The 26,603-nt window shown below is 69.9% G+C and carries 23 protein-coding genes; 20 read left to right on the top strand and 3 right to left on the bottom strand.

Features of this window, described 5'->3' with window-relative positions; all coding sequences use genetic code 11:
* Nucleotides 1–53 precede the first annotated feature (53 nt).
* Nucleotides 54–5,165, top strand: a complete 5,112-nt coding sequence (locus tag AB0N59_RS04110; RefSeq protein ID WP_363479112.1) for a cell wall protein — start codon at nt 54–56, stop codon at nt 5,163–5,165.
* Here AB0N59_RS04110 and AB0N59_RS04115 read toward each other — a convergent pair.
* Nucleotides 5,162–5,677, bottom strand: a complete 516-nt coding sequence (locus AB0N59_RS04115; RefSeq protein WP_363479115.1) for an ASCH domain-containing protein — start codon at nt 5,675–5,677, stop codon at nt 5,162–5,164. The two genes, AB0N59_RS04110 and AB0N59_RS04115, sit on opposite strands and share 4 nt — an antisense overlap.
* 84 nt (nt 5,678–5,761) lie before the next feature.
* Here AB0N59_RS04115 and AB0N59_RS04120 point away from each other — a divergent pair, with 84 nt between their 5' ends.
* The 4 genes from AB0N59_RS04120 to AB0N59_RS04135 all read left to right on the top strand — a co-directional run bounded on the left by AB0N59_RS04120 (nt 5,762) and on the right by AB0N59_RS04135 (nt 10,791).
* Nucleotides 5,762–7,189, top strand: coding sequence for a CCA tRNA nucleotidyltransferase (locus tag AB0N59_RS04120; RefSeq protein ID WP_363479118.1), 1,428 nt, complete (start codon nt 5,762–5,764; stop codon nt 7,187–7,189).
* Between the two features lie 69 nt (nt 7,190–7,258).
* Nucleotides 7,259–8,584: a GAF domain-containing protein gene (locus AB0N59_RS04125; RefSeq protein ID WP_363479121.1), complete on the top strand. Its 1,326-nt coding sequence runs from the start codon at nt 7,259–7,261 to the stop codon at nt 8,582–8,584.
* Between the two features lie 191 nt (nt 8,585–8,775).
* Nucleotides 8,776–10,323 (top strand): aldehyde dehydrogenase family protein, encoded by a 1,548-nt coding sequence (locus tag AB0N59_RS04130; RefSeq protein WP_363479124.1) that lies wholly within the window; start codon nt 8,776–8,778, stop codon nt 10,321–10,323.
* A 72-nt stretch (nt 10,324–10,395) separates the two neighbouring features.
* Nucleotides 10,396–10,791, top strand: a complete 396-nt coding sequence (locus tag AB0N59_RS04135) for a DUF779 domain-containing protein (protein ID WP_363479127.1) — start codon at nt 10,396–10,398, stop codon at nt 10,789–10,791.
* Between the two features lie 15 nt (nt 10,792–10,806).
* Here AB0N59_RS04135 and AB0N59_RS04140 read toward each other — a convergent pair whose 3' ends face one another.
* Nucleotides 10,807–11,973, bottom strand: coding sequence for a hypothetical protein (locus AB0N59_RS04140; protein WP_363479130.1), 1,167 nt, complete (start codon nt 11,971–11,973; stop codon nt 10,807–10,809).
* A 29-nt stretch (nt 11,974–12,002) separates the two neighbouring features.
* On the opposite strand from AB0N59_RS04140, the gene AB0N59_RS04145 reads away from it, so the two are divergent.
* On the top strand, nt 12,003–12,362 hold the full coding sequence (locus AB0N59_RS04145; RefSeq protein ID WP_338041538.1) for a hypothetical protein: 360 nt from the start codon (nt 12,003–12,005) through the stop codon (nt 12,360–12,362).
* Nucleotides 12,363–12,377: 15 nt separating this feature from the next.
* On the opposite strand, the gene AB0N59_RS04150 is transcribed toward AB0N59_RS04145, so the two are convergent.
* A complete protein-coding gene (locus tag AB0N59_RS04150) occupies nt 12,378–12,965 on the bottom strand; it encodes an Lrp/AsnC family transcriptional regulator (protein WP_363479133.1) in 588 nt (195 codons plus the stop codon).
* Nucleotides 12,966–13,114: 149 nt separating this feature from the next.
* Here AB0N59_RS04150 and AB0N59_RS04155 point away from each other — a divergent pair, with 149 nt between their 5' ends.
* The 14 genes from AB0N59_RS04155 (at nt 13,115) to rplI (ending at nt 25,960) form a co-directional block, all read left to right on the top strand.
* Nucleotides 13,115–14,707 carry an ABC transporter substrate-binding protein gene (locus AB0N59_RS04155; protein ID WP_363479136.1) on the top strand — a complete coding sequence of 531 codons (1,593 nt, stop codon included), beginning with the start codon at nt 13,115–13,117 and terminating at the stop codon, nt 14,705–14,707.
* A gap of 14 nt (nt 14,708–14,721) precedes the next feature.
* A complete protein-coding gene (locus tag AB0N59_RS04160) occupies nt 14,722–15,783 on the top strand; it encodes an ABC transporter permease (RefSeq protein ID WP_363481189.1) in 1,062 nt (353 codons plus the stop codon).
* Nucleotides 15,780–16,685 carry an ABC transporter permease gene (locus tag AB0N59_RS04165; protein ID WP_363479139.1) on the top strand — a complete coding sequence of 302 codons (906 nt, stop codon included), beginning with the start codon at nt 15,780–15,782 and terminating at the stop codon, nt 16,683–16,685. The genes AB0N59_RS04160 and AB0N59_RS04165 overlap by 4 nt, the downstream gene beginning before the upstream one ends.
* Nucleotides 16,682–17,476: an ABC transporter ATP-binding protein gene (locus AB0N59_RS04170; RefSeq protein ID WP_363479142.1), complete on the top strand. Its 795-nt coding sequence runs from the start codon at nt 16,682–16,684 to the stop codon at nt 17,474–17,476. The genes AB0N59_RS04165 and AB0N59_RS04170 overlap by 4 nt, the downstream gene beginning before the upstream one ends.
* Nucleotides 17,466–18,305, top strand: a complete 840-nt coding sequence (locus AB0N59_RS04175) for an ABC transporter ATP-binding protein (RefSeq protein ID WP_204974977.1) — start codon at nt 17,466–17,468, stop codon at nt 18,303–18,305. Before AB0N59_RS04170 ends, AB0N59_RS04175 begins: the two co-directional genes overlap by 11 nt.
* A gap of 64 nt (nt 18,306–18,369) precedes the next feature.
* Nucleotides 18,370–19,347, top strand: coding sequence for a glycosyltransferase family 2 protein (locus AB0N59_RS04180; protein WP_363479146.1), 978 nt, complete (start codon nt 18,370–18,372; stop codon nt 19,345–19,347).
* Complete coding sequence (locus AB0N59_RS04185; protein ID WP_363479149.1) at nt 19,344–20,702, top strand: polysialyltransferase family glycosyltransferase; 1,359 nt, start codon at nt 19,344–19,346, stop codon at nt 20,700–20,702. Before AB0N59_RS04180 ends, AB0N59_RS04185 begins: the two co-directional genes overlap by 4 nt.
* Complete coding sequence (locus tag AB0N59_RS04190; protein ID WP_363479152.1) at nt 20,699–21,862, top strand: acylneuraminate cytidylyltransferase; 1,164 nt, start codon at nt 20,699–20,701, stop codon at nt 21,860–21,862. The genes AB0N59_RS04185 and AB0N59_RS04190 overlap by 4 nt, the downstream gene beginning before the upstream one ends.
* Nucleotides 21,863–22,008: 146 nt before the next feature.
* Nucleotides 22,009–22,881 carry an N-acetylneuraminate synthase family protein gene (locus AB0N59_RS04195; protein ID WP_363479155.1) on the top strand — a complete coding sequence of 291 codons (873 nt, stop codon included), beginning with the start codon at nt 22,009–22,011 and terminating at the stop codon, nt 22,879–22,881.
* Nucleotides 22,878–24,209, top strand: coding sequence for a DUF6716 putative glycosyltransferase (locus tag AB0N59_RS04200; protein ID WP_363479158.1), 1,332 nt, complete (start codon nt 22,878–22,880; stop codon nt 24,207–24,209). Before AB0N59_RS04195 ends, AB0N59_RS04200 begins: the two co-directional genes overlap by 4 nt.
* Before the next feature lie 120 nt (nt 24,210–24,329).
* Nucleotides 24,330–24,695, top strand: a complete 366-nt coding sequence (gene rpsF / locus AB0N59_RS04205; protein WP_363479161.1) for a 30S ribosomal protein S6 — start codon at nt 24,330–24,332, stop codon at nt 24,693–24,695.
* Between the two features lie 5 nt (nt 24,696–24,700).
* On the top strand, nt 24,701–25,195 hold the full coding sequence (locus tag AB0N59_RS04210) for a single-stranded DNA-binding protein (protein ID WP_363479163.1): 495 nt from the start codon (nt 24,701–24,703) through the stop codon (nt 25,193–25,195).
* A gap of 46 nt (nt 25,196–25,241) precedes the next feature.
* Complete coding sequence (rpsR, locus tag AB0N59_RS04215) at nt 25,242–25,496, top strand: 30S ribosomal protein S18 (protein ID WP_071641238.1); 255 nt, start codon at nt 25,242–25,244, stop codon at nt 25,494–25,496.
* Nucleotides 25,497–25,507: 11 nt separating this feature from the next.
* Nucleotides 25,508–25,960 carry a 50S ribosomal protein L9 gene (gene rplI, locus AB0N59_RS04220; RefSeq protein ID WP_204974969.1) on the top strand — a complete coding sequence of 151 codons (453 nt, stop codon included), beginning with the start codon at nt 25,508–25,510 and terminating at the stop codon, nt 25,958–25,960.
* Nucleotides 25,961–26,603 lie beyond the last annotated feature (643 nt).

Here is a 26,603-nt window from a genome sequence, read left to right on the forward strand (position 1 = left end):
ACGAAGAGGAGCGGCATTCGCCGACTCCCCCTTCGTGAAGAGGTCCTCTTTCCATGCCCCATCCATCCCTTCGTCGTGCCGGAGCCGGAGCGCTCGCCGCCGTGGTCGTGGCCACCGCGCTGGTCTCCGGTGCCGCGCCCGCCGCCTTCGCGGACGAGACGACACCGACGCCCACGGCGCCCCCTGCCACTGAGCAGGCGGCGACCCCGGAGCCTTCGCCCACCGCTCCCACCCCCGACGAGACGGCCGAGCCGACTCCGGATGCCACGCAGCCCGCACCCACGGCGCAGCCGGCGGAGCCGGAGCCGACGGAGCCGGCGCCGTCGGAGCAGCCCGCAGAGCCGAGTCCGACCGAGCCGGCGCCGGCCGACCGCGCACCGGCAGAACCGGCCCCGGCTCCCGATGAGGTCGCGCCCGAGGCATCCGACGTCGCGCCGATCACCGGCGAGAGCGGCAACGCCGCCGAGCACTGGCCGCTCGTGATCACCGAGATCAACGGCGACAACGCCGGAGCCGACACCTACGAGTTCGTCGAGGTCACGAACACCACCGCCGAGCCGATCGATCTCACCGCACAGGGTCTGCAGATCAGGTACCACACGAGCCAGTGGAACACCGGCACCGTGCAGCCGCTGATCCACCTCGACGGCGAGGGCGACAGCCCGGCGGTCATCCCCGCCGGCGGCACCGCCGTGCTCTGGATGAACTACGCCGACGGCGACGCGCGCCGCAGCCTCACGAAAGAGCAGTTCCGCGCGTTCTACGACGTGCCGGAGACCGTGCAGGTGCTGCGCTTCGGACCGCAGGGCGGATTCGCGAACAGCGGCTCACGCGGCTTCAGCCTGACGGATGCCGAGGGTGCGACCCTCGCACGCGCCTGGGTGCCGTCGGACGACGGGGTCAGCTCGACCCCGTGGAACGCCCAGTTCGCGGTGCCGGACCAGATCGGATCGGCAGACGCCCGTCTGCTCGACTTCGACCCGACAGGAGCGACCGCGGCGCCCACGCCCGGCACGATCACGGTCGACCAGGTCACGAGCGAGCTGATCCCCGCGCCCAAGCCGACCGACCCTGACGCCAAGGGCCCGATCCTGCAGATCACCGAGGTCGCACCCGATACGGCGAACGTCTCGGGCTCCGACGCGTTCGAGTTCATCGAGGTCTACAACGCCTCCGATGCACCCGTCGGCTTCGGCGACTACGCGCTCAGCTACCTCACCACCGACAACGCGCTCACCGGTCCGACCACGAACGCGTCGACGCTGTGGCCGGCCGGACCCGGCGAGCCGACCATCGGCGCAGGCGAGACGCTCGTGCTGTGGATCCAGAACCCGGCCGTCCTCACCGCCGGGTACACGGTCGCCGACTTCAACGCCGCCTTCGGCACCGATCTGGTGCTCGGCGAGAGCATCCTGACCATCCAGTCGGGTGGCATGGCGAACGGCGGATCCCGCGGCCTGCAGCTGAGCACGAAGAGCGGCCACGACATCTCGCGCGCCTACTACTTCGACGATGCGCAGACCACGGCGTCGACCGCCATCCAGTACGGCTGGAACCCGGCCGACGTCAGCGGCGCCCTGTGGGTGCCCGCCGATCCCGCCGGCAGCATCCAGACCATGCAGGGTCTGGCCGCCCCTACCCCGGGTGCGGTCAGCGACAGCCAGGTCGCAGGATCGTACGTGCCGCATCCCGCGGCGGGCTCGGCCCCGACGATCGTCGACCTCACCGGAGGCAGCGAACTGCCGAGCGGCGAGGGCATCGAGCTCGGCTTCGACATCGCCGATGACGTGCTCGTGCGTCGCGTGACCCTCACGCTCACCGACGACCTGGGCGCATCCGAGACCCGCGACCTGACGTTCAGCACCGCGGGTCGCTACGGGTACAGCATCCCGTCGGTCGACGTCTACGGAAAGCGCTGGCTCGAGTACTCGGTCACCGCGGGCGACGGCAGCCAGACCACGACGCTCGGACCGGTGCGCCTCACGCTCGACGACACCCCCGACGACCCCGTTCGGCTCAACGTCGCCGAGGGGCAGTTCGTCGGCGGGCAGACGCCGGTCGTCGCGACCACCGACGGAGATCCGGCGTCGCTCTCGCTCGAGATCGACGGTGAGAAGGCCGGTGAGACGACGCCGTCGCTCGAGCGCGCGCCGCGATTCGCGATCGAGGCGACCAGCACCGACGCGTTCTTCCGCAACGGGCTCAAGCTCGGCGACACGGTGCTGAAGATCTTCGACGAGGGCTACTACGACCGCATCGTGACGGTCGATGCCGAGGTTCCCGTGCAGGAGGTCGTCCGCGGAGAGAAGCTGACGCTCGGCGTGTACGCCGGAACGAAGGCCTGGCCGCAGCCGGACCCCAACGAGAACAACGACGACTACACAGCCATGAACCCGCGTCTCGTGCTGCCCGACGGCCGGGTGCTGCGCCCGACCTCGTGCGCCGGTGCCGGCGAGGGCCAGGAGCCGACCGAGCGCGCCTGCCCCGCCACGTCGGCCGAGCGCATCAACTTCACCGACGCCAACCTGGTCTACTTCCTCGCGACGTTCACCATCCCCGACGACGCCTTCGACTCGGTATCGACGCTATGGGACACCACGACCGTCGACGACGGGGAGCACGTGATCACGGCATCCGCATCGCCGGAGGCGGAGGCCGCCGTCGCGGCAGCCGACGCGATGTCGGCCACCCGCACCGTGATCGTCGACAACACCGCTCCCGTGATCGAGAGCACGATCGTCGACGGCCGCCAGTACCGGGGTGCGTTCACGATCGACGCGACCGTCACCGACGCCGGCTCCGGCTTCGAGTCGGTCACGGCGACGCTCGACGAGAAGGAGATCACGCTGCCGCTGGCGACCTCATCGCTCACGCTCGCGCCGGGCGATCACACCGCGGTCATCACCGCGAAGGACGCCGTCGGCAACGTCTCGACGACGACGATCGCCTTCTCGACCGCGGATGAGAAGCCGAGCACGCAGCTGATCAGCCCCGATGACGGCGCCGAGCTGACCGGCGACCAGGTCGATCTCGTCGCCCGGCCCGGGTCGCAGGTCGACGACCGCCTCGAACTCTGCTTCGCCGAGGGGTACACGTACACCTCGATGGATGACGAGGTGCGCGTTGCCGCCGGTGCCACCTCGAGCTCGCGCTCGACCGAGCGCGGCGACGCGAAGCCGCTGACCGAGGATGAGCTGGCGCGCATCGCTCGTCTGGACGGCATCGAGGTCGCCGCGAGCTCCGACACCGCCATGCCGTACCAGCTGTTCACGGTGCAGGTGCCCGAGCGAGCAGGTTCCGACGCCCGGATGCGCGTCGCGTGGGAGGGGTCTGCCAACGCGGATGCCAAGGTGCTGCTCTACGTGCAGAAGACCGACGGCTCGTGGCATGAGGTCGACCGGCACGTCACCACCGGCGGTTCGCCGACCAGCTTCGCCCTGGAGGCCGAGGTCGCGGTCGACGGTCACGCGAAGGACGGCGAGCTGACCCTGCTCGTGCAGCACTCCGAGGGCTGGGCGGGCACCGACACCAGCTCGCGCGACTCGCAGGTGACGCCGTTCAACGCCGGCGCCACGCCCCGCGACCAGTACGACTTCACGCTCGGATGGCTGTCTGACACGCAGTACTACAACCGCAACGAGGGCGGCCTCGCCGGCGACGGCGGTTCGGACGTCTGGTACCAGCACCAGCAGAACATGAACCGGTTCCTCGTGGCGCAGCGCGACGCGCTGAACCTGCAGTACGTCACGCACACCGGCGACATCGTCGACAACTACGACCAGCCGCATCAGTGGAAGAACGCGGATGCGGCGTACCGCCTGCTCGACGACGCCGGCATCCCCTACGGCGTTCTCGCCGGCAACCACGACGTCGGCCACTGGGACGGCGACTACACCGAGTACAGCCGGAACTTCGGCGAGGCCCGGTTCGCAGGCAACCCCTGGTACGGCGGCTCGTACAAGGACAACCGGGGTCACTACGACCTGGTCACCGCCGGCGGGATCGACATGCTCATGATGTACATGGGCTGGCCCGACCCCAACGACGAGGCGTCGAACAGCGAGGACATCGCCTGGATGAACTCGATCATCCGGCAGTATCCCGAGCGCAAGGTCATGATCAACCTGCACGAGTACATGCTCACCACGGGTGGACTCGGGCCCTTCCCGCAGCGGATCTACGACGAGGTCGTGGCTCCGAACGCGAACGTCGTCTCTGTCGGCTCGGGGCACTACCACGACGCGTACACGCGTCTGGATGAGTTCGACGACGACGGCGACGGCGTCGCCGACCGCACGGTCTACTCGATGCTGTTCGACTACCAGGGTCTGCCGGAGGGCGGGCAGGGCTACCTGCGCCTGCTGCACTTCGACAACGAGCAGGGCCGGATCATCGTGCGCACGTACTCGCCGTCGCTCGACGACTTCGACTCCGACGACGCGTCGCTGAACAGCCCGGCAGGCATGCAGGAGTTCGAGATCCCCTACGCCGCCGGCGGCATCGCCCCGGTGACCAAGGTGCTGTCGACCGACGCGTTCCGTGTCGACATCCTGACCACGAACGAGATCGACTGCGTGCAGGACGTCGTGAGCGGCGAGCAGACGACGGTCACCTGGAAGGGTCTGGATGCCGGTGAGCACGGCTGGTACGTGCGCACCACGGGCCCGTTCGGCGGAGTGGAGAGCACCGAGGTGCGCTCGTTCACGACCGATGGGAAGCCGACGACCGACCCCGGTGAGGGCGGCCCTGGTGACGGTGACGGTGGTCCTGGTGATGGGGACGGCGGCCCTGGTGACGGTGGCACTGGTCCCGGAGACGGAGATGGCGGTCCTGATGACGGGGACGGCGATGGCGGTCCTGGTGACGGGGACGGTGGTCCTGGTGACGGCGATGGCGGTCCTGGTGACGGGGACGGCGGTCCTGGTGACGGGGACGGTGGTCCCGGTGACGGAGACGGCGGCCCTGGTGACGGAGACGGGGGTTCCGAGGAACCCGACGCCGGTGCGTCCGACGGCGGGCCGAAGAGCCCCAGCGTCGACCGTCCCGGTGACGCGCTGGCGACGACCGGCTCATCCGCAACGTGGACGCTCGGCCTCGGCATCGTCGGGCTCCTCGCGCTCGTGGCGGGCGGCATCCTGTTCCTGAACCGCCGCCGCCGGGCCTAGCCCCGCGCGGGAAGACCCCGCCGGCACTCGCCGGCGGGGTCTTCTCGTTCACCGCTCGACCGCAGCAGGCGGAACTCCTCGCAGACCACCGGCATGGTGGGCTCGTACCCGCGCGGGTTCTCGGAGTGCTGGCGCCAGTAGCGCTCGTGCACCTCGCGCCAGTGCTCGAGAGTGCGGTCGCCCTCACCCTCGGCGAAGGCGTGGGATGCCGGGACCTGATCGAAGGGCACGACCGCGATGGCCGTGGTCTCGAGCAGCGCGCGGGGTGCGCCGCGCCCGTCGAGGATGATGCTCAGCTCGCCCACGGCGGGCAGCGGGTCGCCGGTGTGCTCGTAGTCCCACAGCGACGAGGCCGTGGCCGTCTTGGTCCCCGCCAGCACGAGGGCGAGAAGGCCGTCGGCGTGCTCGGGGGTCGCGCCGAACGCCCACACCTCGGGCATCCTTTCGGGCAGGTGCGGCAGCGCGGTGCGGCACTCGCGCCAGAACTCGTCGATGGCTGGGTCGGTCTGCATCCCCTCACCGTACGCGCCCCGGACGATCGACCGTGCGGATGCGGCGATCAGGGATGACCGGGCTGCGCCGGTACCCTTGAATCCATGCTCAATATGGCCGAGGGTCTGTCCCGACTCGGCGCGCTCGCCGCGAATCCCGTCGTCGCCACCCTGGCGACCGCCTTCGCCGACGCGGGCTTCGACCTCGCCGTCGTCGGCGGCCCTGTGCGCGACGCGCTGCTCGGCCGCGAGACGCACGACCTCGACTTCACGACGAACGCCAGGCCCGACGACATCCTGCGCATCGTCAAGCCCATCTCGAGCACGCAGTGGGACATCGGGCGCGCCTTCGGCACGATCGGCGCGAGGATCCGCGGCGAGCAGGTCGAGATCACCACGTACCGCGCCGACAGCTACGACGGCGTCACCCGCAAGCCGGTCGTCGAGTTCGGCGACGCGATCGACGGCGACCTGCTGCGGCGCGACTTCACCGTCAACGCCATGGCCCTGCAGGTGCCTGCGGTGAAGCTCATCGACCCGACGAGCGGCGTCGAAGACCTCGTCGCCGGCGTGCTGCGCACCCCGATCGATCCCGAGATCAGCTTCGGCGACGACCCGCTCCGGATGCTGAGAGCGGCGCGGTTCAGCGCCCAGCTCGGCTTCGCCCTCGAAGACGGCACCTTCGCAGCCATCGAGAAGCTCAGGGAGACCCTGAAGATCGTCAGCCCGGAGCGCGTGCAGGGCGAGCTCGTGCGGCTCATGCAGACTGACGACCCGATCCGCGGCATCCGGGTGCTGGTCGAGACCGGGCTGATCGACGAGTTCCTGCCCGAGGTCAGCGCCCTGCGCCTCGAGGTCGACGAGCACCATCACCACAAAGACGTCTACGAGCACTCGCTCACCGTGCTGCGTCAGGCGATCGACCTCGAGAAGAAGCGCAATCCGGGCGCCGCCCCCGACGTTCCGCTGCGTCTCGCCGCGCTGCTGCACGACATCGGCAAGCCGCGCACCCGCAAGCTCGAGTCGGGGGGAGGGGTGACCTTCCACCACCACGACGTGGTCGGCTCGCGCATGGCGCGCAAGCGCCTGCAGGCCCTGCGCTTCGACGGCGACACCATCGATGCTGTCGCGAAGCTGATCGAGCTGCACCTGCGCTTCTTCGGGTATGCCGAGGGAGCCTGGACCGACAGCGCCGTCCGACGCTACGTGCGCGACGCCGGCGACCTCGTCGAGCGCCTGCACATCCTCGTGCGCGCCGACGTCACCACCCGCAACAAGCGCAAGGCCGCCCGCCTCGCGTCTGCCTACGACGACATCGAGCGACGCATCGTCGAGCTGCGCGAGCAGGAAGAGCTCGACAGCATCCGCCCCGAGCTCGACGGCAACCAGATCCAGCAGATCCTCGGCATCCCGCCCGGACGCGAGGTGGGCGAGGCGTACCGGTTCCTGCTCGAGGTGCGTCTCGACGAGGGCGTGATCGGAGCGGACGCCGCCGAGCAGCGTCTCCGCGAGTGGTGGGCCGCCCGCGCCTGAACCGTGAGGGCGCCGCGCCCCGCATCCGATCTACACTGGGCACACCCATCAGCGCCGATCGGAGCCAGCGTGCCGTCCCCCTGGTCGTCATCGCGTGACGCCTCACCCGAGGTCTCGCGCCTACTCATCGAGCGCGCGCACGAAGAGCTCGTGGCAGGCAACCTCGACGACCGGCGTCTGCAGCAGGTGCGCCCGCTCGTGCGGGCGTCGTGGGAACGAGCCTGGCAGGGCCGCGTCGGTGCCGAGGGGCTGCCTCCGCTCGACTTCGGCGACGACGCCCTCGAGGCGTACCGCACCGGGCATCCGCTCGCCGGGGTGATGGATCTCATCCGGTCGCTGCTGCTGCCCGGCAGTGCCGAGGATTCGGGCGTCGTGGTGGCGGTCGGCGACCACGCCGGCCGGCTGCTCTGGGTCGAGGGCGATCTTCGTCAGCGCGTGCTGTCGGGCGAGATGGGATTCGTCGCGGGAGCGAACTGGTCGGAGCAGATGGTCGGCACCTCGGCTCCGGGCACAGCGCTCGCGCTCGGAGAGTCGGTGCAGATCCACCATGCCGAGCACTACAACCGCCTCGTGCAGCCGTGGTCGTGCACCGCAGCCCCTGTCTTCGACCCCGAGACCCGCCGCATCCTCGGCGTGATCGACGTGACCGGCGGAGCCGAGGCGGTCACCCCGCAGGCCCGGATGCTGGTGGATGCCACAGCGCGAGCCGTCGAGTCCGAGCTGCTCGTCGCCCGCCTGCGGGCGCGCAGCGAGACGCCCCGGGGCACGGAGCGATCGCCGCGTCGCTCGCCGCGTGACACCAGGCACGCGCGCCTGCAGGTGCTGGCACGCGATCGCGCCCGCCTCGAGGTCGACGCGGCCGATGGCGAGACGATCATCGAGCTCAGCGCCAGGCACGCCGAGATCCTGCTCATGCTCGCCGTTCACCGGCAGGGGCTGTCGGCAGAGCGGCTCACCGAGCTCGTGTACGGCGAGGGCGCGTCGCCCGACACCCTTCGGCCCGAGATGGTGCGGCTGCGCAAGGTGCTCGAGCGCGTCTCACCCGACCTCGCACCGCAGTCGCGGCCGTACCGGCTGACCGCGCCGCTCGAGACCGACGCGCAGAACGTGCTGTCGCTGCTCGACCGCGGGGCGCACCGCGTCGCGCTCAGCGCCTATCCCGGTGCGGTGCTGCCCGAGTCGGCGTCGCCCGGGGTCGAGGAGTTCCGCGAGACGGTGCGCGCGGCGCTGCACGAGGTGATGGTCAGCGAGGCGAGCCTCGACGTGCTGCTCGCGTACGCCGAGATCCCCGAGGGGCAGAACGACGCCGAGGCGCTGCGCCTCGCGCTCGAGATGCTGCCCGCGCGCTCGCCGAGACGCGCGGGTCTGGTCGCCCGGATCGAGCGTCTGGGCTGACCCTCTCCCCGTTCGAATCGCTCAACTGGTCGCTTTGGGCGGCGTTCGCCCGCCATTCGAGCGATTCGAAGCACGGGGAGACCCCCGCAACCGACTGCAACGTTGCGCACGGGGGCGCAACGTGGCGCGACCTACCTTCGAACCCAACAGCCGCGCAGCATCGAGGCCGCGGCCCGTCGAAGGAGTCAACGATGACCATCGTCGAAGAAGACGTGTCCACCGCATACGCCGCTCCCGGTCAGCCGGGAGCCGTCGCGAACTACCGCGCCCGCTACGGGCACTACATCGGCGGCGAGTTCGTCGAACCGGCCAAGGGGCAGTACTTCGAGAACATCAGCCCCGTCAACGGCAAGCCGTTCACCGAGGTCGCCCGCGGCACCGCAGAAGACATCGACCGCGCTGTCGACGTCGCCTGGAAGGCGTTCGAGTCGTGGAAGCGCACCTCGCCCGCCGAGCGCGCCGTCATCCTCAACAGGATCGCCGACCGCATCGAAGAGAACCTCGAGATGATCGCCGTCGCCGAGACGTGGGAGAACGGCAAGCCGGTGCGCGAGACGCTCGCCGCAGACATCCCGCTCGCGGTCGACCACTTCCGCTACTTCGCCGGCGTCCTGCGCGGGCAGGAGGGCGGCATCAGCCAGCTCGACGAGAACACCGTCGCGTACCACTTCCAGGAGCCTCTGGGCGTGGTCGGCCAGATCATCCCGTGGAACTTCCCGATCCTGATGGCGACCTGGAAGCTGGCCCCCGCGCTCGCCGCAGGCAACTGCGTCGTGATCAAGCCGGCCGAGCAGACCCCGGCGTCGATCCTGTTCCTCTTCGAGATCATCGGCGACCTGCTGCCCGCCGGCGTCGTGAACATCGTCAACGGCTTCGGCATCGAGGCGGGTGCACCGCTCGCGCAGCACAAGCGCATCCGCAAGGTCGCGTTCACGGGCGAGACCACGACGGGCCGGCTGATCATGCAGTACGCCTCGCAGAACCTCATCCCGGTCACGCTCGAGCTGGGAGGCAAGTCGCCGAACGTCTTCTTCGAAGACGTCGCCCGCGCCGACGACCCGTTCTACGACAAGGCGCTCGAGGGCTTCACGATGTTCGCGCTCAACCAGGGCGAGGTCTGCACCTGCCCGTCGCGCGCGCTCATCCAGCGCTCGATCTACGACGGCTTCCTCGCCGACGGCCTCGAGCGCGTGGGCAAGGTCATCCAGGGCAACCCGCTCGACCCCGCCACGATGATCGGCGCACAGGCGTCGAACGATCAGCTCGAGAAGATCCTCAGCTACATCGACATCGGCACGAAGGAGGGCGCGAAGCTGCTCGCCGGAGGCGGGCGGGCAGACCTGGGCGGCGACCTCAGCGACGGGTTCTACGTCGAGCCGACCGTGTTCGAGGGCAGCAACAGCATGCGCATCTTCCAGGAGGAGATCTTCGGCCCTGTGCTCTCGGTCACGAGCTTCAGCGACTTCGACGACGCCATCTCGATCGCCAACGACACCCTCTACGGGCTGGGCGCGGGTGTGTGGAGCCGCAGCGGCGACACCGCGTATCGAGCCGGTCGTGCGATCCAGGCCGGACGCGTGTGGACGAACACCTACCACCAGTATCCGGCGCACGCCGCGTTCGGCGGGTACAAGCAGTCGGGCGTCGGCCGCGAGAACCACAAGATGATGCTCGATCACTACCAGCAGACGAAGAACCTGCTGGTGTCGTACGCCGAAGGCCCGATGGGCTTCTTCTGATCGGTCTGCGAGCTGCCGGGCGGGTGTCGTGCGACGCCCGCCCGGCAGTCGTCCACGAGACAAGGAGTCGAGATGGTCAGCATCGGGAAGTACGAGCGGGTGGATGTGTCGGATGCCGCCGCCGAGCTGCTGCGTGAGCTGACGGCGCAGCACGGGCCGCTGATGTTCCATCAGTCGGGCGGATGCTGCGACGGGTCGTCGCCCATGTGCTACCCGATCGGCATGTTCCTCACCGGCCCGAGCGACGTGCTCCTCGGCCGGCTCGACATCGAGGGGCTCGACCCGATCGAGGTGTTCATGTCGGAGTCGCAGTTCGAGTACTGGAAGTACACCCACCTCACGATCGACGCGGTGCCCGGCCGCGGCGCCGGGTTCAGCGTCGAGGGCCCGACCGGCATGCGGTTCCTCACTCGGTCCCGGATGCTGAACGACGCCGAGCTCGAGTACTTCGGCCTCGCCCCGGCCTAGGCATCCGGATCCGCGTCAGCGGAAGAAGAAGAACGAGAGCATGCCGAAGAGCTGCGGCAGAAGCGTGACGCCGAACACCACGACGATGATCACGAGAGTGACCCATGAGAAGCCCTTGCGCAGGCGCCGGCCCTGCGGGGCGACGCCCGGTGCCGGGGGAGTGAGCATGCCGACGGGCGGGGCGAAGGGCAGCGGCGCGGCCGTCGCCGTTCCCGGCTGCGCGACCGGATGCTGCGCCGCCTCCTGCGCGAGCCTCAGCCGGTCGTCGCGCCAGCGCGCCCACTGATCGAACTTCGTCATGAGGGCGCCGACCGTGCCGAACAGCCACGCCCACGTGCTCACGTCGGTGGTCGAGGCCGGCCGGCGCATGTAGAGGAACAGCCAGTCGTCGACGATCTCGACGTCGAGCTGCGCTGCGTGGTCGATGAAGCGCGCCATGATGTCGGGCGTGAACAGGTAGAGCGCGTCGGCCTCGTAGCCGCTCGGGCAGTACAGGGTGAAGTGCTGGTCGAAGTCGCCTTCGAGCGAGAGCCGCTGATCCTTCGAGAACGTCGAGGGCAGGTTCGAGCCGAGCGAGTTGTTGCCCAGCGCATCGAGCACGATGTTCGGCAGCGGAACGTCGAGCTTGACGGCGACGTATCCCCAGTTGTGCGTCGTCTTGTTCTTGCCCGATCCGGTCGTGTACCGGTAGTTGCCGAACTCGACGAATCGCGGGTGCTGGCCGCGGACGAGCTGCGACGCCATGCGGGAGTGACCGAGGTGGAAGATCATGCCCGGCAGCGGCGGATCGCTGACGAACGGACGGAAGGTCATGCCGTTCGCCTCGGCGAACCGCGCGATCCGGTAGGTGCTCTCGCGGTTCTTCCGCTGCGAGATCACGAACAGCGGGATGCCGACGCCGGCGATCACGAAGGGGATCAGCGCCGGAAGCGAGAACAGCGCCCCGAAGCCGGATTCGCCCGATCCGGCGACCGCGATCAGCCCGAACAGCGTCATGCCGATCGCGGGCAGGAACACGAGGGCGAAGATGACTCCGACGACGATCATGATCGCCACCTGCGCGCCCGACGTCGGGTTCTGCGCCTTGACCGCGCGCCAGAACTCCTTCACGGCACGAGGGTCGACCGGCTCGGTGAGCGGGCGCGTCTCGAACGGGTGCTGCGGGGGCGGCGCCGGATTCATGCGTCCACGGTACCTGCCATGATCGATGGGTGACTCAGACCCGCACCCTCCCCAGTCTCGACGGCCGCACGTTCAAGATGGTGTCGTCGACGACCTCCGTCGTCGACCATGACGCCCCGAGCGTCTTCCACTACTTCGAGCAGGACGGGGCGATCTGGGGCGACTACACCGGTGACACCGTCACGATCGGCCGTTTCGTCGGCACCCGTACGGGCGACACCATCTGGGTGTCGTTCGTGCACGTGCTCGCCGCCACGGGCGAGGTCGTGACCGGCGACGGCGAGAGCGACATCGAGGTCGACGACGACGGGATGCTGCGCCTGGTCGAGCACTACGAGATGCACGGCGCTGCGCAGCTCAGCGTCTGCGTCGAGACCGCGGCGGCCTGACACAGGCTTTCGCCGTCACCGCGGCGGCAGGGCCCCGCGCCCGGCCGTCGCCGGCGTCCACTGGGTCATGCCCAGGGGCACGTCGAGGCTGCGCTCGGGCAGGTCGGGAGGAAGCACGAACGGCCGGCGGATCACCTCGTCGAGAACGACGACGCTGACCACCGTGCGCACCTCGGGAAGCTGCGCGATCACTCCGGTCGAGAACTCGTGCACTCCGCTGACGTCCGTCGCCCGGATCAGCAGCATCGCGTCGTGCTCGCCGGTCGTCACGGCGCAGTACTCGATGTCGGGCATCTCGGCGATCTGCGCCCGGAACGACGCCCATGCCTGCGGATAGACCGTCACGAAGATCATGGCTCCGATCGACAGACCGGCCTTCGCCGGATCGACCCGGGCGCTGAAACCGGTGATGACCCCGTCGGCCATCAGCGCCTCGACCCTGGTGTACGCGTTGGCTCGAGAGATGCCGACCTTCTCGGCCAGCGCGGCGATCGAGATCCGTCCGTTCTCGCGGAGCAGATCGAGGATCCGGTACGAGACCGGATCGAGGGTGGCGGCACTTCGTCCAGAATCCCGGGTGTCTTCAGCATCAGTGCTGGACATTCTGTATCCCAATCCTCATTGTTCGGACAGACTTTGTCTTCATGACGCGATGTCATTGGACAGATCGTCGCACATCATGGGAATCTGATCACGGTCGTCCACCGTTGGATGGCCAGGACTCCCGATCCACCCTGCCAATGGAGGTACCCATGCTGTCGACGCTGCGCACGCCGGCGATCGTCTTCGGAGCGGTCGCGCTCATCGCCCTGACCGGATGCTCGGGAGGGAACTCCGCGAACAACAGCAGCGACGGCGGAGCGAAGTCCGGTGGCTCCCTGGTCATCGACACCGCCTTCTCGGTCGAGACCGCCGACCCCGGTCACACCTACGACCCGACCGGCAACATGCTCGCCAAGGCGATGTACGAGACGCTCGTCGACTTCAAGGGCTCCGACGTCTCGACCCCGATCCCCGGCCTGGCGTCGTGGGAGGCCAACGACACCGCGACCGAGTTCACGTTCACCCTCGAAGAGGGCCGCGTCTTCTCCGACGGCACTCCGGTCGAGGCGAAGGACGTCGTCTTCTCGCTGCAGCGCATCCAGGGCATGGCCGACGCCAAGCCCAACTTCCTCCTCGCGGGCGTCACCATCAAGGAGGTCGACGCCAAGACGATCGTCTTCACCACCGAGACGCCCCTGCTGCAGCTGCCCGCCATCCTCGCCAACCCGGCGCTCGGCATCGTCAACGCCGACGTCGTGATGAAGAACGGCGGCAGCACCGACGGCGCCGACTCCGCGCAGAAGTACTTCGACGGCGCATCCGCCGGATCCGGCCCCTTCGTGCTCGACACGCTCGACCTCAGCTCGCAGATCGTGCTGAAGAAGAACGACGAGTACAACGGCGACGAGAAGCCGGCCTACGACCGCGTCGTCATCCGCAACGTCTCCGAGAGCGCGACCCAGCTCGCCAACCTCAAGGGCGGCGACTCGATGGTGGCCATGGACCTCAACGGCGACCAGGTCAGCGGCCTGGGCGACGGCCTCGAGGTCGACTCGGTCCCCTCCGGCCAGACCATCTTCCTGCTGCTGAACCAGTCCACCGGCGTCGCCGGTGACCTGGCCAACGTGAAGCTCGCCGAGGGCATCCGGTACGCCCTCGACTACCCGGCTCTGCTCGAGCTCGCCGGCGCCGGCGCCGAGCAGGCCACCGGCGTGATCCCGCCCGGTTTCGAGGGCGCGCTCGACAAGGGCGTCACGCAGGACCTCGACAAGGCCAAGGCCGCCTTCGACGAGGCCGGCTACACCGGTCAGACCCTCAAGCTGCAGTTCCCGAACGACTACCCGGTCGGCGGCGTGGAGTTCACCCCGCTCGCCGAGCGCATCCAGGCGCAGCTGAAGGACGCAGGCGTCGCCGTCGAGCTCGCCCCGGCTCCGTTCGCGACCGAGCTCGACGCCTACGTGAACGGCACCGAGGGCTTCGGCCTCTGGTTCTGGGGTCCCGACTACGCGGACTCCGCGAACTTCCTGCCCTTCGGCCCCGGCCTGAAGGTCGGCCTCCGCTCGGGCTGGGAGCAGTCGGCCAACCCCGAGATCGCCGAGATCGCCGCGGATGCCGCCAGCGCGACCGACCCCGATGAGCGCACCGCCGCGTTCACGAAGTTCGCCGAGGAGATGCAGCAGAGCGGCCCCTTCGTGCCGCTGATCGTCCCCGGCCGCAACATCGCCACGTCTGACAAGGTCGACGGCGCCGTCTACAACTCCGTCTGGGAGATGGACATCGCCGAGATCACGCCCGCCGGCTGAACGGACCGACCGTGATGACGACAGTGGCTGTGCAGACACAGGCGCAGCGCAAGAAGTCGCCCCTGGCGGGGTACCTGCTGCGCAGGGCCGGCACCTCGGTGCTGCTGCTGATCGGCGTCACGGTCGTGACGTTCCTCCTCACCAACCTGGTGCCCGGAGACCCCGTCTCCGCGGCACTGGGTGAGGGGGCGTCGCAGAACCCCGAGACGCGCGAGGCCTTCATCAAGGCGCAGGGGCTCGACCAGCCCCTCTTCGTGCAGTACTTCATCTACATGGGCAAGCTGCTGCGCGGCGACCTCGGCACCTCGCTCGTGACCGGGCAGCCGGTCACCGCAGATCTCGCCACGGCGGTGCCGGCCACCATCGAGATCGCGCTGTGCGCGATCATCCTCAGCCTCGCGGTCAGCCTGGTGCTCGGCACCCTGGCGGCCTACCGGCGCGGCCTGGTCACCGACCAGATCGTGCGGGTGGTCACCCTGATCGGGCTCAGCGTCCCGACCTTCTGGCTGGCGCTCGTGAGCTTCTACGTGTTCTTCCTCAACCTGCGCATCGCTCCTGGCTCCGGCCGCATCTCGCCGTCGATCATCCCGCCGCCGCGGGTGACGGGGCTGTACACGATCGACTACCTGCTGAACGGCGACGGCGTGGGCTGGGCCGACGCCATGGCGCACCTGGCGCTGCCGGTGATCGTGCTGTCGCTGGTCACCATCGGCCTGCTGACCCGCTTCATCCGCACCTCGGTTCTCGAGGTGCTCGCCAGCGACTACGTGCGGGCGGCCCGCGCGAAGGGTCTGCCGGCCATGCGGGTGATCCTCGACTACGTGCTCCGCGGAGCCGCGCTGCCGGTGCTGACCGTCGTCGGCGTCGCCTTCGGCTCGCTGCTCTCGGGCACGGTGCTCGTCGAGTCGGTGTTCGCCTGGCCCGGCCTCGGCACATACGCCTACAACTCGGCGGCCAACCTCGACCTGCCGGGCATCATGGGCGTCGGCCTCATCGTCGGCATCATCTACCTGGTCATCAACTTCGTCGTCGACCTGCTGTACGGCGTACTCGACCCGAGAGTGAGGATCGCATGAGCCCTCGCGAACCCCGCATGCCGGGGCGGCTCAGGCTGCGCTGGCCCCGCGCCTGGCGCACCCCGCTCGGCATCATCGGCACCGTCATCGCCGCCGCCTGGATCATCGTCGCCTTCACCGCGCAGTGGTGGGTGCCGTTCGAGCCGAACGCCCAGGCGCTGCCGCGCCTTCAGGCGCCGGGGATCGACACCCTGCTCGGCACCGACGGCAACGGCCGTGACATCTTCTCGCGCCTCATGACCGGTGCGACCGTCACGATCCCGCTCGCCCTCACCCTCGTCGTCGCCGCCCTCGTCATCGGCGCCGTGATCGGCGCGCTCGCCGGCTACTTCGGCGGCTGGGTCGACGAGACTCTCATGCGCATCACCGACCTGTTCATGGCGTTCCCGACCGTCATCCTCGCGATGGTCGTCGCCGCCTCGCTCGGCCCCTCCTTGTTCAACGCCGTGATCGCGGCCGTCGTCGTCTCGTGGCCGCAGTACTCGCGCGTCACCCGCAGCATCGTGCTGTCGCTGCGCAACCAGAACTACGTGATCGCCGGCCGCCTGCTGGGTCATTCGCCCGCGCGGACGCTGCTGGTCGACATCCTCCCCAACGTGGCGGGTCCTCTGCTGGTTCTCGCGACGCTCGACATCGGCGCGGCCATCCTGCTGCTGTCCGGCCTGTCGTTCCTCGGCCTGGGCGCGCAGCCGCCCACACCCGAATGGGGTTCGATGATCTCCGCGGCGATGCAGAACTTCGACGCGTGGTGGCTCGGCGTGTTCCCCGGTCTGGCGATCCTCACGGTCGTGCTCGCCTTCAACTTCCTCGGCGACGCGCTGCGCGACATCCTCGACCCGACGGCCGAGGTGACGCACGAGAAGCAGACCGAACTCGTCGCATCGAGCGGAGGCGGCGCATGAGCGTGCTCGACATCCGCGACCTCACGGTCGACATCGGCCGCCCCCTCGTCAAGGGGCTCTCGGTGCGGCTCGACGCCGGGCGCATCCACGGCCTCGCCGGCGAATCCGGATCCGGCAAGACCCTGACCGCCATGTCGGTCCTCGGCCTGCTGCCGCGTCATGCGCGCACCGGCGGTTCGATCCGGCTCGGCGACACCGAGCTGCTCGGCCTCGGCAGGCGTGCGCTCAACCGCATCCGCGGCAAGCGCATCGCGATGGTCTTCCAGGATCCGTCGGCGTCGCTGCATCCGCAGATCCCCGTCGGGCGCCAGCTCACCGACCACATGCGCGTGCACCTCGGGCTGCGCGGGGCGGCCGCCCGCCGGCGCGCCGTCGAGCTGCTCGAGCGCGTGCAGGTGCCGAATCCCGAAGAGGCGCTGCGCCGCTACCCGCACCAGTTCTCGGGCGGCCAGCGGCAGCGCATCGCGATCGCCTGCGCCCTCGCCTGCGATCCAGAGGTGCTGCTCGCCGACGAGCCGACCACGGCGCTCGACGTGACCGTGCAGGCCGGCATCCTCACCCTGCTGCGCGAGCTGGCCGACGAGCGTCAGATCGCCGTTCTGCTGGTGACGCACGATCTCGGCGTGATGAGCGCGATCGCCGACGTCGTCACCGTCATGAAGGACGGAAGGGTCGTCGAGCACGCCGACCGCGAGACGCTGTTCCGCGACCCGCAGCACGAGTACACGAGGCAGCTGCTCGCCGCCCTGCCGGGCTCGCGCATCGAAGGAGGCGACGACCATGACGCATGAGACCGTCCTCGACGCTCAGGGCATCGTCGTCCGCTACCCGGGCAACCCGCCCGTGGTCGCCGTGAACGACGTGTCGCTGCAGGTCCACGCCGGTGAGACCGTCGCCCTCGTCGGCGAATCGGGCAGCGGCAAGTCCAGCCTCGCCCGTGCCGCGGTCGGCATCGAGAAGCTCGCCGGCGGCACCGCCCGCTTCCTCGACGGCGAGGTGACCCCGCTGCGCGTGCGCCGCCGCCCGAAGCACCTCACCGGCATCCAGATGGTCTTCCAGGATCCGTCGACCTCGCTCAACCCGCGCCGCCGCATCGGCGAGCAGATCGCCGACGGCATCGCCACCGCCCGCGCCCGCGGGGCCGAGGGCTCGAAGGTCGAGGAATGGCTCGAGAAGGTCGGCCTGCCCACGGCATCCGTCTCGAAGTTCCCGCACCAGTTCTCGGGCGGCCAGAAGCAGCGCATCGCGATCGCTCGTGCGCTCGCCGCCCGCCCCCAGCTGCTCGTCGCCGACGAGCCGATCTCGGCACTCGACGCGTCGACCCAGACCAGCGTGGCCGCCCTCATGCGCGATCTCGTGAAAGAGGCGGGTGCCGGGATGCTGTTCATCTCGCACGACCTCGCCGTCGTGCAGCGCATCGCCGACCGCACGTTCGTGATGTTCGGCGGGCGCGTGCTCGAGTCGGGGCCGACCGCCCAGCTCTGGGCCGACCCGCAGCACCCGTACACGCAGGCGCTGCTGGCCGCGATCCCCGAACCAGACGGCGCCGGTCGCATCCCGTCGGCCCCGTCGGCTGCCGAGCGGGCGATCTGGGCCGACATCCCCGCCGTCCAGCGCTGACGACGTCACCCCTCGTTCACCCGCCGGACGCGGGCGCGTAAGCATCACCCGGCACGATGACCCGGTGCCCGCGCCCTCGATGACCGTGATCGTTCCCGCGAAGGACGCCGGCGAGTTCATCGGCACGACGCTCGAGACCCTCAGCCGGCAGTTCGGCGACGACCGCTCGCTGAAGCTCGTCGCGATCGACGACGGGTCGAGCGACGAGACGGGCGCGATCATGCGGAGGCATGCCGAGCGCTTCGCGCATGCCGAGGTGATCCGCAACGAGACGCCGCGGGGACTCGCGACGGCGCGCAACCAGGGCCTCGCACACGTCGAGGGCGACGCCTTCTGCTTTCTCGACGGCGACGACTGGATGCAGCCGGGCCGGCTGCCGGTGCTGCAGCGGGCGATGCGCGAGCTCGGCTGCGATGTCGTGCGCACCGACCACGTCACGGTGAAGGGCCCCGAGCGACGGCTCGTGCGCGCCCCCTTCACGCACCGCGGTGTCGTCGCCGATCCGCGCGAGGCGATCCTGCCCGCCGACGACCGCAGCATGGTCGACTATCCGTTCGCGTGGGCAGGGCTGCTGCATCGCCGGATGCTCGATCGCGGCCTCGCCGGTTTCAGCGATGGACTGTTCACGGCCGAGGACCGCCCGTGGATCTGGCGGCTGCATCTGCAGGCCCGGTCGTTCGCGGTCGTCGACGCCCCGCACCTGCTGTACCGGCGCGGACTGTCGGACTCGCTGTCGAAGACCCTCGACCGGCGTCAGCTGCACTTCTGCCGGGCACTCGGCGAGGTGATCGATCTCGTCGAAGCCGATCGCGAGGCCGAGCGGATGCTGCCCAAGGCGGTCTTCAGCGTGCTGGCGCTGAGCGCGCACCACCTCGTGCGCTCGCGTCGCATGCAGCCTGCGGTGCGCAGAGAGATGCGCGCGGGCATCCGGAACCTGCTGGCGCGCCTGCCGCGCGATCAGGCGCGGGCGGCGATCGACCGGATCGGCGGCCCGCGCCGCCGGGTTCTCGCGCGGGTGCTGCGAGAGGCATCTCACGCATGACCCGCACGATCCAGCTCTTGGCCCTGCACAGCGCCTATGGACTCATGACGGCCGCGGCGGCGATCGATGCGGGGCTGCTGGGAGAGGCGCACGAGCGCATCCTCGTTCCCATGAACACCGCGAAGGTGCCCGAGACCGCGCAGGATCTCGAGGCGGTGCCCCGGTTCGCGTCGCTGCGGGCGCGGTTCGACCGCATCGAGCCGCTGAACCCGGTGCTCGATCCGCTGCATCCGACCGCCTGGCAGCCCGACGATCAGGATCTGCCGATGCTCGAGCGGCTCTTCCGGCGGGCGTGGAGCCTCGGCGACGCGCGTCTCGAGCTGTTCGTGCAGTCGCCGCAGGTCGCCCCCGCGCGCACCCTGATGGCGCTGTTCTCACAGGCCGGGCTGGGTGTGATCGGCGATGGGCTCATGACGTACTCGCCGATCCGCGACCAGCTGCCCCGGCAGCTCACCGAGCGCGTCTCGCGAGTCGTGTACCCCGATGTCGTGCCCGGCGTCGCGCCGCTCGTCTTCGCCGAGACGGGGGCGGCTCGGGTGCCGGTCGCGGTCGCCGACTTCGGCCGGGTGCTGCGCGAAGTGGGCGAGGCGCAACCGGATGCCCTGCTCGACGCCCTCGTCGACCCCGGAATGCCGACGGCGCTCGTGCTCGGACAGTATCTCTCCGCGCTCGGGCTCGTCAGCGCCGAGGAGGAGAGCGCGCTGCAGGTGCAGATGGTGGAGAGAGCGGCGGATGCCGGCGCGCGGCGCATCGTGTTCAAACCGCACCCCTCCGCACCGCCCGCGCTGTCTGAGGCGCTGGCGGGACGGGCATCCGCTCGCGGTCTCGACTTCGCCACCTACGCCGGCGACCAGCCGGCCGAGTTCGTCGCGCACCGCCTCGGGGCCATGGCCGCGATCGCCGGCTTCTCTACCGCGCTGCCGACGGTGCGGGAGGTGTTCGGCATCCCGATGCACGCCGTCGGAACCGGCACCGTGCTCGCGCGACTGGCGCCGTTCGAGAACAGCAACCGGGTGCCGGCGGTCATCGTCGACGCCCTCGAGAGGGGCGTCGACCCGGCCGATCTGCAGGGGCTGGTCGATGCCGTCGGCTACGCGATGCAGCCCGAGATCGTCACGCATCTTCGCGCCGAGGCGGTCACCGTGCTCGAACGCCTGACCCCCGATGAGCGTGAGCGCCTCGTGCCCTCCTCGCGGCTGAGGAGACTGGACCTGCCGGGTGCGCCGGCGCCGACGCCGCTGCAGCGCGCGGGCGGATCGGCCGGGGGAGTGGGACGCTGGGAAGAGCTGCGGCTCACCGCAGCCGGCGCGAAGCGCCGTGCACGCAGAGTCTGGAAGGCGGCGACCGGCCGATGACCGAGAACGCGCTCACCGTCGCGATCATCCCCGCACGAGGCGGGTCGAAGGGCGTGCCGGGCAAGAACCTGCGCCGCGTCGGCGGCATTCCGCTTGTGGAGAGGGCCGTGCGAGCCTGCGCGGCAGCCGACGGAGTCGACCTCGTGGTCGTCAGCACCGACGACGCCGAGATCACCCGCATCGCCGAGGCCGCCGGTGCCCGCGTCGTCGCCCGCCCCGCCGAGCTGTCGGGCGACACCGCCACCTCCGAGAGCGCGCTGCTGCACTCGCTCGACGTTCTCGCCGCAGACGGAGTCGACGTCGGCACCGTGGTGTTCGTGCAGGCCACCTCGCCGTTCATCCCGAGCGAGGGCATCGCCGAGGCCGTCGCGCACATCGCCGCCGACCGATTCGACAGCGTCTTCTCGGCCTTCGAGACCTACGGCTTCCTCTGGCGACGGGATGCCGATCAGCACGCCGCCGCCATCAACCACGACTCCTCGCACCGCCCTCGCCGGCAGGATCGTGAGCCGCACTACCTCGAGACCGGAGCCTTCTACGCCTTCACCGCCGACGGCTTCCGCGCGGCCGGCCATCGGTTCTTCGGACGCATCGGCATCGTCGAGGTGCCGGAGGCGTCGGCCATCGAGATCGACGACGAGCACCAGCTCGCCGTCGCCGGCGCGCTCGCCGCGCTCGGCGCACCGGCGGATGCCCCGATCCCGGCATCCGTGCTCGTGACCGACTTCGACGGGGTGCACACCGACGACACGGCCACCGTCGACACCGACGGCCGCGAGTCCGTGCGGGTGAGCCGCGAGGACGGCATGGGCGTCTCACTGCTGCGGCGGGCGGGCATCCCGATGCTCATCCTCTCGACCGAGCTCAACCCGGTCGTCGCGCGCAGGGCCGAGAAGCTGCAGCTGCCGGTTCTGCACGGCATAGACGACAAGGCGGCGGCGCTCACCGCCTGGGCCGCAGAGAACGGGGTCGCGCTCGCCGACATCGCCTACGTCGGCAACGACGTGAACGACCTCGGGGCCTTCGGCGTCGTCGGCTGGCCGATCGCGGTGGCCGATGCGCACCCGGCCGTGAAGGCCGCCGCGCGCATCGTGCTCACGCGGCGCGGCGGCGACGGCGCCGTGCGCGAGGTCGTCGAGCGGATGCTCGCCTCGCGCTGACACGGGGGAGCCGGCTGGTGCCTGAGCCGCGCGCTCGGCGAGCCCCGGTTCGTCGCACGGGCGTAGGCAGACGGTCACCACCGCGACCCCGCAGGTTCACCTCGCGCCCGTAGACACAGAGGACACGACCGGAAACGGAGGTCCTCATGACCGTCAGCATCGCAGACCGCGTGATCGGCGGGGGCCGACCCACGTACGTCATCGCCGAGATCGGCCTGAACCACAACGGCGACGTCGAGATCGCCAAGCAGCTCATCGACGTGGCCCGTGCCGCCGGCGCCGACGCGGTGAAGTTCCAGAAGCGCACGCCCGAGATCGCGACCCCCGAGCACATGCGCGACGTGCCGCGTGAGACGCCCTGGGGCACCATGAGCTACCTCGACTACCGGCGCCGCGTCGAGTTCGACCGCGAGCAGTACATCGAGATCGGCGACTACGCCACCATGGCAGGGCTCGACTGGTTCGCCTCGCCGTGGGACGTGCCGAGCATCGAGTTCCTCGAAGAGCTGGGCGTGGTCGCGCACAAGGTGGCGTCCGCCAGCCTCACCGACACCGAGCTGCTGCAGGCGCTGCGAGAGACCGGCAAGCCGGTCATCCTCTCCACGGGCATGTCGACGATCGAGCAGATCGATCAGGCGCTCGAGACCCTCGGCACCGACCGCACGATCCTCATGCACGCCACCTCGACGTACCCGATGGAGTCGGGCGAGGCGAACCTGAAGATGATCGCGACACTGCGTGACCGCTACGCCGGCGTGCCCGTCGGCTACTCGGGCCACGAACGAGGGCTGCAGATCTCGCTCGCCGCGGTCGCCCTGGGCGCCGTGGCCGTCGAACGCCACATCACGCTCGACCGCGCGATGTGGGGCTCCGACCATGCCGCATCGCTCGAGCCCGCAGGACTCGAGCGGCTGGTGCGCGACATCCGCGTCATCGAAGAGGCGCTCGGCGACGGCGTGAAGCGCGTCTACCCCGGCGAGCTCGCGCCCATGGCCAAGCTGCGCCGCGTCGGCGCATGACCTTTCCCGGCAGCCGGTCGCCCCGGCTGAGGGTCGTCGCGATCGGCGACGCCGACTCGTTCGTCAAATGGGCGGCGCACCTTCTCGACCAGGTCGACGACATCAGCCAGCACCTGCTGCTGGTGCACACGCCCCTGGTGGTGAGCGACGCCCAGCGGGACGCCGCGGTCGCCGGCACCCGGTTCGCTCAGCATCCCGGGTCGGTCACCCGCATCGCGTTCGGCGACATCGCCGGATGGCTCGCGAAGGACGCCCCCGACGTCGTCGTGCTCGCCGGACGCGCGCCGTTCGTGCGCCTGCTCGGCCGCGAGATCGACCGGCTCGCCCGCCGGCCGATCGTCGTCAGCGGTGTGCCCGGCATGTCGATCCCCGCCCTGCGCGGTGCACTCGAGTACCGGCGGCACTGCGACCTGATGGTCGTGCACTCGCACCGCGAGGTCACCGCCTACTCACGCCTGGCACGCGCCCTGGGGGTGACGATTCCCGTCGCGCTCGCGACGCTGCCCTTCGCCACGTCGGCACGCCCCGCCCGCACCGGCACCGACCTCGTCTTCGCCGCTCAGGCGCTCGTGCCGGCCGACCGTGCCGAGCGCAGGCGCATCGCCGAGATCCTGCGCCTCGCGGCCGTGGCCGATCCGACGCGTCGCGTGGTGGTCAAGCTGCGCTCGCGGCCCGGCGAGGTCGAGGCGCACCAGGAGCGCGACGGCTACACCGACCTGCTCGAGAACGCGCCGGACAACCTCGTCTTCTCGTTCGCCCCGATGGCCGAGGCGCTGACCTCCGCCGAGGGGCTCGTCACGGTCAGCTCGACCGCGGCGATCGAGGCCATGGCCGCCGGCGTGCCGGTCATCGCGCTCGACGAGTTCGGCATCAGGCCCGATCTGCTCAATCACGTCTTCGAGCACAGCGGGCTGCTGGGGTCGGCCGACGACGTCGTGGCGCGGCGCTTCCGGCATCCGGATGCCCGGTGGGCGGCGACCAACTACTTCCACGACTCGCGGGACTCGCGATGGTGGGACGAGGTGCGCCGGCTGGTCGCGCAGCGGCGCCGCGGCGCGCTGCCCGCCCGCACGGTGCCCGCGCCGCGCGGCGGCGCACTCCACGCCGCGTGGCACCGACGCCTGGTTCTGGGTGACGCCGACCGCACGCTGTCGGGGCGGATCGCCGGGGTGCTGGTGACGCCGGTGATCACGGCCCTGACGGTGCTGAAGCGCCGCCGCCGGCAGGCCGCGATCCCGGATGCCCTGGCAGCCGACTACACGCTCGCCCCAAGCCCGCTCGCGGACCCTGTTCGACGCCGGTCGGCGGCATCCGCTCCCATCCGGTAGACTGTTGTGGTTGTCTGCCCGCCGGAATCCATTCGGGACGCCGCGGCAGACGACGTGCTACACACCCTCCTGCTTCCGGGAAAGTCCCGGGAGCCGTTCTAGTCCGAAGGAGGTGGGTAAGTGACGCACCAGTACGAGCTCATGGTCATTCTGACCCCCGAGCTGGACGAGCGCCAGGTTGCCCCCAACCTCGACAAGTTCCTGAAGGTCATCACCAACGATGGTGGCTCGATTGACAAGGTCGACATCTGGGGCAAGCGACGTTTCGCCTACGAGATCAACAAGAAGAACGAGGGCATCTACGCCGTCGTCAACTTCACCGCCACCAGCGAGGCCACGCAGGAGCTCGACCGTCAGCTCGGTCTGAGCGAGCTCGTGTTCCGCACCAAGGTCCTCCGTGCCGAAGAGGCACAGGCCATGGTCGCCGCCGAGGCCAAGCGCGCCGCCGAGAAGGCAGCCCGCAAGCCCAAGGTCGCGAAGGCCTAAGGCTCATGGCCGGCGAAACCGTCATCACCGTGGTGGGAAACCTCACCGCAGACCCCGAGCTGCGCTACACGCAGAACGGCCTGCCGGTGGCGAACTTCACCATCGCCTCGACCCCGCGCACGTTCGACCGTCAGGCCAACGAGTGGAAGGACGGCGAAGCGCTGTTCCTCCGCGCGTCGGTGTGGCGCGAGTTCGCCGAGCACGTGGCAGGTTCGCTGACGAAGGGCATGCGCGTCATCGCGCAGGGCCGTCTGCGTCAGCGCTCCTACCAGGACCGCGACGGCAACAACCGCACGGCCATCGAGCTGGAGGTTGACGAGATCGGTCCGTCGCTGCGTTATGCGACGGCACAGGTCACGCGGGCCGCATCCAACGGCGGTGGGCAGTCACGTCCGCAGCAGCAGCAGCAGGTCTCGGACGAGCCGTGGTCGACCCCCGGTTCCTCGAGCGCTGACGCCTGGAGTGCTCCGGGCAGCTTCGGCGACGACACCCCGTTCTGAATTCCGGATGCCACCGGCATCCGATCTCATCTCTTAAGGAAGAAACATGGCTGGAAAGTCGAGCGGCGACCGCCGCAAGCCGCGGAAGGGTGGCAAGCCCACCGCTCCCGCGAAGTCCATCCGCGTTGGCGTCATTGACTACAAGGACGTCGCAACGCTTCGCAAGTTCATCTCGGAGCGCGGCAAGATCCGCGCCCGTCGTATCACCGGTGTCTCGGTGCAGGAGCAGCGTCTGATCGCCAAGGCGATCAAGAACGCTCGCGAGATGGCTCTCCTGCCCTACGCTGGCGCTGGCCGCTGAGGGGTACCGACATGGCAAAGCTGATTCTCACGAACGAGGTCGCCGGGCTGGGTAGCGCCGGTGACGTCATCGAGGTCAAGAACGGGTACGCCCGCAACTACCTCGTTCCCAAGGGCTTCGCAGTGGCGTGGACCCGTGGTGGCCAGAAGCAGGTCGAGTCGATCCAGGCAGCCCGCAAGGCCCGCCAGATCCACGACCTCGACGAGGCGACCGCACTCAAGAACAAGCTCGAGGGCACCAAGGTGCGCCTGACCGTCAAGGCCGGCGCCGAGGGTCGTCTCTTCGGCTCGGTCAAGACCGCCGACGTGGCCGACGCTGTCGCCGCCGAGGGTCTCGGTTCGATCGACAAGCGCAAGGTGCACTTCACCGCTCCGATCAAGACGACGGGCGAGCACGAGGCGACGGTTCGTCTGCACGACGACGTCACCGCCGTGATCACCCTTCAGGTCATCGCAGCGAAGTAATCCCGCTTCACCAGCAGGCCCCCGACGTCTCCGGATGCCGGGGGCCTTCTGCATCCCCTTCGTCGGGTCGGGCCGTCGCGCCCGTCCAGTTGCCGAGAGGTCAATAAAGCACCGGTGGAGCTCGTTTCCGGTGCCTTTCTGGCCTCTCGGCCGGGGCGGGGCCGTCCGGTCGGCCCGCCGGGCCGCGCCGCTCGCCCGTCGGCGTTCGCGGCCGAGAGGTCAATAAAGCACCGGTAGACGCCGCTTCCGGTGCCTTCTCGACCTTTCGGCCGGGGCGGGGCCGTCCGGTCGGCCCGTCGTGCCGGGCTGCGCGCCAGTCGGCGTTCGCGGCCGAGAGGTCAATAAGGCACCGGTAGACGCGGGTTCCGGTGCGTTTTCGACCTTTCGGCCGGGGCGGATGCTGCATCCGGTGCCTTTTCGACCTCTCGGCTAGGGCGGGGCCGTCCGGTCGCTCCGCCGCGGCGTGCCGCGCCGCCCTCGCCGGCCGACCGGGCTGCCCCCGTCGGCGTTCGCCGCTGAGAGGTCACAAAAGCACCGGAGGATGTCGTTTCCGGTGCCTTCTTGACTTCTCGACGGCCCATGAGCGGCTGCGGGCGGGCATGCCGATGCGGCGGATGCGACGTCGTCGGCCGCATCCACCGCA

It is taken from the genome of Microbacterium sp. NPDC089321, from assembly GCF_040684935.1.
GTDB lineage: Bacteria > Actinomycetota > Actinomycetes > Actinomycetales > Microbacteriaceae > Microbacterium.